We start from the raw sequence: 6,757 nt of genomic DNA on the forward strand, positions 1-6,757 counted from the left end.
CCAACGTCAGATACGGCAACAGGAAGTCATTCCAAATCCACATGGCCTCCAAAATCGCCACCGACACAATCGACGGCTTCATAATAGGAACCACAATGCCGAAGAAGGTTCTCGGGATACTGGCCCCATCAATCATGGCCGATTCCTCCAGCTCCTGGGGAATACCCTTGATGACACCGGTGAAGATGAAGACGGCCAGGCCTGCACCGAACCCCAGATATACAATCCAAAGGCCCCAGGGGGTATTGAGCCCCAACATGTCAGCGAGCTTGGAAAGCGTGAACATGACCATCTGGAAGGGCACGATCATGTTGAAGAGGAAGAGCAGATACAAGCCTTTGGCGGCCCAGTTGTTGACCCTGACGATCCACCAGGCGCACATGGAGGTGCAGAGCAGAATCAGGAGGACGGAACCGACGGTCACCACGACCGTCCAACCGAAGCTGGCCAGGAGATTGGTCCGGTCCACTCCCCTGGTGTAGTTCTGGAAGCCGACGAAGGCCCGTCCGGTCGGTATGGAGAAGGCATCACGGGATATGTAGGCCTTGTTCTTGAATGAGTTGATGACCACCAGAACAATGGGGAATATCCACAGCAGGGACACCAGGGTGAAGAAAAGGGTCCAGAGCCAGGAGTGCTTGACCTTGCCGCTCATGCCGCCACCTCCTTACTGGTGGTGAGTCGGTTCTGAATGACCGCGATGATGGCCACGATCACGAAGAAGATCACGGCCTTGGCCTGACCCACGCCCTCGAAGCCCGTCCGTCCGTAGAAGGTCCGGTAGATGTTCAGGGCCAGCAATTCGGAGGTATTGGAGGGGGCACCGTTGGTCAGGGCCAGGTTCTGATCGAACATCTTGAAGCCGTTGGTCATGGTCAGGAAGGTGCACACCGTGATGGAGGGCATCATCAGCGGCAGGGTGATATGGAACAGACGCTGCCGCCCATTGGCCCCGTCGACCGAGGCGGCCTCGATCACGTCACCCGGCAGGGACTGCAACCCGGCTATGTAGATGATCATCATGTAGCCAATCTGCTGCCAGCAGTAGAGCATGACCATGCCCCAGAAGCCATATACCCCCGAGTAGGTGATGGAACGCCCCCACCTGCCGAGGACCCCATTGAGGAGGAGCAACCAGATATAACCCAGGATGATGCCGCCTATCAGGTTGGGCATGAAGAAGACCGACCTGAAGATGTTGGCACCCCGGATGGCCTTGGTCAGCATGTAGGCCACAGCGAATCCCAGGACGTTGATGATGACGGTGGTCACGACGGTGAAGGCCAGCGTATAGAGCATCGAATGCCAGAACTCCGGATCCGAGATGGCCTGGGAGTAGTTCCCCAGACCGATGAAGGAGGCGTCGGTCACCGTCGTGAACCGACACAGGCTCAGCCAGATACCCATGACGAACGGCACCACGAATCCAATGACGAAAGCCGCCAGGGTGGGGATGGTGAAGAGCGCCCACCAACGCCTGATTGATTTACCTACCATGGAAATCATGGGAACCTCCCAATCTTCTCAATGAAACACCACCCGATAAAGAGGAGTCCGGATCGGCCGGCCGCACAGTCTCCGGACGGCCGATCCGGCGGATTCCTCAGTGCGTGGTCTTGTACTCGGTGGCCCAGCCGTCCACGAAGGCGGTATTGACCTTGGCCCAGTCACCGGTCCCCTGGGCATACTCCAGCATGGCGTCGCTCAGCGAAGCCACCCATTGGGCGGAGGGCAGAGGATGGATGACCGTGTCGTAGTCGCCGGCCTTGGCATAGGCATCATTGGCGCGCTGGACCGGGTTCTTGGACTTGAAGCCGGCCTTTTCGTAAGACTTGAAGGGGGTTTCGAAGCCCATGTCGTCGGTCACGATCTTCCTGGCATCGTCATTGTTGAGGATGTAATCGAGGAACTGGTTCGTGGCCTCCTTGTCCTTCTCCGAGGACTTGTTGTTGGTGGCGAAGTACATGAAGCTGACGGTCAGACCCTGCTTCTCCTCACCGGGCACACCCATATAGATGGGGAGCACACCGATGTCCTCGTCGGGGACATCCTGATCCTTGATCTGGGGATACCCCCAGGAGCCGTTCTGGAGGAAAACGGCCTGCTTTGTGGAGAACTCGCTGTTGGAGTCATCCATGGTGGCGCTGGAAAGCTGGGAGGGCTTGGTGGTGGAGTCCTTCAGGTAGAGATCGAAGATGTTCTTGAAGTTGTCCATGTACTTGCCGGAGATGGTCGGCGGCTCTTCCTCGGTGTTCTGATCCCTGTACTCGTAATAGACCGGGATATGGGCCAGCTGATCGCCGAAGCGCTTGCTGGAGCTGGAGTCGAAACCGGCCGAACTGAAGGCACCCTTGACACCCAGGGCGTCCTTGTGATCCTGAATCTCATCAGCGACGGTCTTCAGGGCCTTGAAGTTATCGATTTCCTCGATGGACTTGATCGAGGACCAGTCTGCGGAGAAGTACTGCTTCATCAGGGACTTGTTGTAGATGATTCCGTAACGCTCCATGACGTAGGGCACCGCGATGACCTTGTTGTCGAGCTTCAGAGCGAAGTCCTGGTTCTTCAGATCCTTGTAGATGCCGGTCTTGGACATGTCGTTGTAGTACCCGGACCAGTTCTGGAAATCGTTGTTGTCCACATCAAACATGGTCGGGGCGTTGGACTTGGCCAGCTCGCTCTTGAGCGACTGTTCGTAGGTGCCGGAAGAGGCCACCGACACATCGACCGGTATGCCGGTATCCTTGGTGAACTGCTTGGCCAGATCCTTGAATTCATCCTGCTGCTCGGGCTTGGCGCTCAAGTAGTAGACGTGCCCCTTGTCGGCGCTGGCCTGGGAACCACCGCAGGCGGCCAGGCCGCTCACAGACATGGTCAGTACCCCAAGGACAGCCAGGGCTTTGATGCTTTTCCTCATGATTCACTCCATCACTTTTGTGACCGACTACCTTATCGGGCGAATTACTCCTGACCGTCATGGTCATGAATAAACGCTTAAGCTAAATAGACACAGGCACTGATGCCGGCCTGTGTGAGATGGGCCGGTGTCGGACTTCATCGACGGACACCGGCTCCGCACGGCTTTTCTCCGGGTCTTACCCCTCCTTCAGTTTGGTGGATACGGATACGTTGGACACCTGCAGGCCACCTTCCGTGACGAACAGACCCAGGCTGTCACCATAGTGGTGGTACATCCTTGCGTTGAGGGCCACCCCATCCACATAGAGTGTGGCGATGGTGTCGTCAACGACAAGCTGCAGGTGGTAGTCCCGGCCCGCCTCAAGTTGAATGGGGCGCTCCAGGCCGATGTTCATGTTGGTGAACCAGGGATAGTTGGGATTGCCCTCGAACAGGTAGCGGTTCTCCCCCACCTTGAAGTGGAACTGATAGGATTCCCCGGTTTCCTCGTTCTCGTAGATCCGCAACCCCAAGGAACGCGTACCTTCGGAAAAGCGCACGTCCGCCTCCAGGGCGATCAGGTCACCGCATCCACGGGCCAGGACCTGCTCGGTCCTGCCACCATCGGAGTGCAGCTCAAGATCGGGCAGGGACCGGCGGTCGGCGAAGGAATCCCAAAGCGTATCCACCGGTTGCACACCGAGGGATCCATCAGGACGCTGGTAGACCTGATGCGGCACAAAGGTGCCACCCCACTCATAGTTGGCGGCATCATCGTCGTTCTCCTTGGTGGCCACCCAGCCGAAGAGAACACGCTTGCCGTTGAGCTCGAAGGTTCGGCCTGCGTAGTAGGCGCTGCCATCGAAGGCATCATCGACCGGAGCCGTCCAGGGCCCCTCAAGATCCCTTGCCATCCGATAGACCATGCCATGCTTGTCGCTGTACTCGGTCACGATGTGGTACCACCAGTCGCCGATTCTGAAGAGATCCGGCATTTCATGCATGGTGTACAGGTCCGGGGCCCAGAAATCACCCTCGAAGGTCCAGTGTTCAAGGTCCTTCGAAGTGAAGGCCACCGTCCGGCCGGCCTGCCGGGTCTTGGGCCCCTGTTTACGGGCCCCCAGAATCAGCAGGTACCTGTCGTTCTCCTCATCCCTGATTACCCAGGGATCGCGCCAGTCATCGGGATCGTATCCCTCCTGGGGGGTGAAGGTCAGGGCATCCTGGGTTTTGGTCCAGTGATAGAGGTCGTCGCTTACCGCATGCATGAGGACCTGGGATGCCTTACCCTGCGCCGGGTAGTCCCGGTTGTACCCCGTATAGAAGGCATGGTAGCGGCCCTCACCCTGGAAGATGCTGCCTGCATAGATGAACTGGTCCTGCTCATCGTCACCCCCACGGGGGATGGCGATACCGCAGTCCTTGTAGTGGACGAAGTCCTTGGTGGTCGCCAGCGCCCAGCCGAAAGGCTGCCCGAAGGGAATGGGATCGCGGTCATCCCTCTGATGGAAGAGGAAGAACTCGTCACCCTTGCCGAAAGGCATGCAGTCTCCGAACCAGGTGCCGGGGAATTGATAATACAGTTTCGTCATTGCGCCCTTTCCGGTACAACCATGGACCCGAAATACTTGATATCCGCCTCAACAGCCAACCGGAGAACTACGCCCCTCACACCGTTTAAGCGATTAAGCAATAATTATAGATAGCGGTCGTCAAATGTCAACTCAACTGAGTCGGCCCTCGAATGGCGGCAGATGGACAGGCCGCGTCAGACCTCGGATACCGGTGCCAGATTGCGGATGGAACGCCTCACGACCGTTGGGCAGGTGACCCGGATGGGCTCATAGGCAGGAGCGGAACCCCCTCCATCCTCAGCGTCATCGGCACCTTCCTCCCCGCCCCTCTCAAGGAGGGTCCTGATTCCCAGAACACCCAGGTCATACTGGGGAAGCCCGACCGTGGAAAGGGCCGGATGCAGGTGGGCGGAGATGATCTCCTGGTTATCGAAGCCGACCACCGACAGATCCTCGGGCACATGAAGCCCGCGCTCACGCAAGGCGTCAAAAAGCCCCATGGCGGTGCGGTCATTGTGGCAGAAAACGGCCGTGGCCCCGGTGGACAGAACCTGCTCGACGACTCCGTACCCACCCTCCTGATCGGCGGCACAACGAATCACAAGATTGGGGTCATAAACGACACCGGCAGCGGCCAGGGCATCGCGATACCCCTGTAGTCTGCCCTGTGAGGCCGGCGAGGAGTCCACGGCGTTGACGAAGGATATCCGCCGATGACCGGCCTGGAGAAGAAGGTCCGTGGCCGCCCTACCGCCCTGGACCTCGTCGGGGACCACGGCAGGGAAACGCCCCTCCGAATCAAAGCAGTTGACCAGCACCGAGTTCACCTTGTCCAGATCCCGCGGCGGACGAACCGCATGATGGACCCAGGAGGAGTATGCAATCCCCTCCACCTGCCGCTCCAGCATGAAGGAGCAGGCCCGACGCTCCATGCCGGCATCACCATTGGTGTCCACCACCAGAAGAATCTTCCCGTTGCGCCAGGCCTCATCCTGGGCTCCTTGAATGACCTGCCCGGCAAAGGGGGAGGTGGCGACCCCATCACTGATGAAACCAATCAGGTCAGACTGACCTCTCGCCAGGCTTCGGGCCATGGCATTCTGCCGGTACCCCAGCTCCTGGGCGACCTTGCGCACCTTGCGTCTGGTGGATTCCGGTATTCTGACGTTCTTGTTGTCATTGACCGCCCAAGATGCCGTCGCGATCGAAACACCTGCCGCCCGCGCGACATCCTGAAGTGTGACCATACCCGTCAATCCTAATCGCGGTCAGGGATGCCCTCGACTCCCGCATTTGTTTCCCGGGAGGGGTCCAGCCCTTCGGAAGCAGTGGCTTTCCCGACATATCGGACGAACACCCCCTCCAGAACAGGGGCATGAAGCATAATCAGGGTCCCATACCCCAGAACAATCAGCAGGAACAGCCCCTGGGGCATATAGACCCAGGAGGCCGCCACAAGAGCCAGATAGACCAGGTCCATACCCACCAGAGCCAGGGTTCTGCCGATATTCGACAGGCCGAAGATCAACGCATTGAGCATGGTATGGCCGGGGTCGTTCTCGAATCGGGCCTGAAGAGCCCATACCCACTCAAAACCGATGACCCAGATGATGGTAAGGGCGAATTTGACAATGAGCAGGGGCGTAATCTGCAGGACCACCCAGGCATAGACCAGTGCCGCCAGGGTCGACCCGAAAACCAACCAGATCAACGTGGCCTTGACGAAGTTGTCCTTGAAGGCGCGCAGGTAATTGGCTGTTACGTGCCCTACCCCGTCGAGATCGCGCCTGGCCGCATCGAACCCCGCCGAAAGGGCGGCGCCTATGGTGAACAGGGGAATGCTGCATACCAGCATGAGGATGTTGATCCATATCGCATCGATGGCATCCGATAGACCACGCATGAATCCGGAGTCCGGAGACAGGAACTGCATCGTCACCTCCTAGGGGTGGGCCGGGAACCAGGAATGCCGGCAACCTGCCGGCGGGCGAACCGGGATCGTTATCCATCCCATCTCACCCGCAACCAAAGACCGGGACCGACGATGGGCATGAGCCCTCGTCGATCCCGGCCACCATCGTGGGCTCAGCCTTTGACGGCTCCTGCGAGGACTCCCTTGATGATGTACTTCTGGCAGATCAGGTAGAAGACCACGATCGGGATGATGGCCAGGACCAGGCAGCCCATCATGGCACCCATGTCGACACTGCCGTACCCGCCCTTCAGATACTGGATGGCGATACTCATCGTCTTGTACCTGCGCATATCCAACGTCAGATACGGCA

The 6,757-nt window shown here is 58.7% G+C and carries 6 protein-coding genes and 1 pseudogene; all 7 read right to left on the reverse strand.

The window, feature by feature from the left end:
- A partial coding sequence (locus H3V08_RS07415; RefSeq protein ID WP_198182264.1) for a carbohydrate ABC transporter permease occupies positions 1–655 on the reverse strand: 655 nt, incomplete at its 3' end.
- On the reverse strand, positions 652–1,506 hold the full coding sequence (locus tag H3V08_RS07420; RefSeq protein WP_198182265.1) for a carbohydrate ABC transporter permease: 855 nt from the start codon (positions 1,504–1,506) through the stop codon (positions 652–654). The genes H3V08_RS07420 and H3V08_RS07415, both read right to left, overlap by 4 nt.
- A gap of 97 nt (positions 1,507–1,603) precedes the next feature.
- A complete protein-coding gene (locus H3V08_RS07425) occupies positions 1,604–2,917 on the reverse strand; it encodes an ABC transporter substrate-binding protein (protein WP_081830726.1) in 1,314 nt (437 codons plus the stop codon).
- A gap of 178 nt (positions 2,918–3,095) precedes the next feature.
- A complete protein-coding gene (locus H3V08_RS07430) occupies positions 3,096–4,490 on the reverse strand; it encodes a glycosyl hydrolase family 32 (RefSeq protein ID WP_198182266.1) in 1,395 nt (464 codons plus the stop codon).
- Positions 4,491–4,666: 176 nt separating this feature from the next.
- Positions 4,667–5,719 (reverse strand): LacI family DNA-binding transcriptional regulator, encoded by a 1,053-nt coding sequence (locus H3V08_RS07435; RefSeq protein WP_198182267.1) that lies wholly within the window; start codon positions 5,717–5,719, stop codon positions 4,667–4,669.
- An 11-nt stretch (positions 5,720–5,730) separates the two neighbouring features.
- On the reverse strand, positions 5,731–6,405 hold the full coding sequence (locus H3V08_RS07440; protein WP_198182268.1) for a YesL family protein: 675 nt from the start codon (positions 6,403–6,405) through the stop codon (positions 5,731–5,733).
- A gap of 152 nt (positions 6,406–6,557) precedes the next feature.
- A pseudogene (locus H3V08_RS07445) lies at positions 6,558–6,757 on the reverse strand (carbohydrate ABC transporter permease); the annotation flags it as partial.

This window comes from Bifidobacterium sp. M0307, from assembly GCF_016100445.1.
Taxonomy (GTDB): Bacteria; Actinomycetota; Actinomycetes; order Actinomycetales; family Bifidobacteriaceae; genus Bombiscardovia; species Bombiscardovia coryneformis.

Excerpts from the sequence above, each read along its gene's own strand:
- H3V08_RS07420 (WP_198182265.1), bottom strand. The coding sequence starts at position 1,506 with ATGATTTCCATGGTAGGTAAATCAATCAGGCGTTGGTGGGCGCTCTTC.
- H3V08_RS07425 (WP_081830726.1), bottom strand. The coding sequence starts at position 2,917 with ATGAGGAAAAGCATCAAAGCCCTGGCTGTCCTTGGGGTACTGACCATG.
- H3V08_RS07430 (WP_198182266.1), bottom strand. The coding sequence starts at position 4,490 with ATGACGAAACTGTATTATCAATTCCCCGGCACCTGGTTCGGAGACTGC.
- H3V08_RS07435 (WP_198182267.1), bottom strand. The coding sequence starts at position 5,719 with ATGGTCACACTTCAGGATGTCGCGCGGGCGGCAGGTGTTTCGATCGCG.
- H3V08_RS07440 (WP_198182268.1), bottom strand. The coding sequence starts at position 6,405 with ATGCAGTTCCTGTCTCCGGACTCCGGATTCATGCGTGGTCTATCGGAT.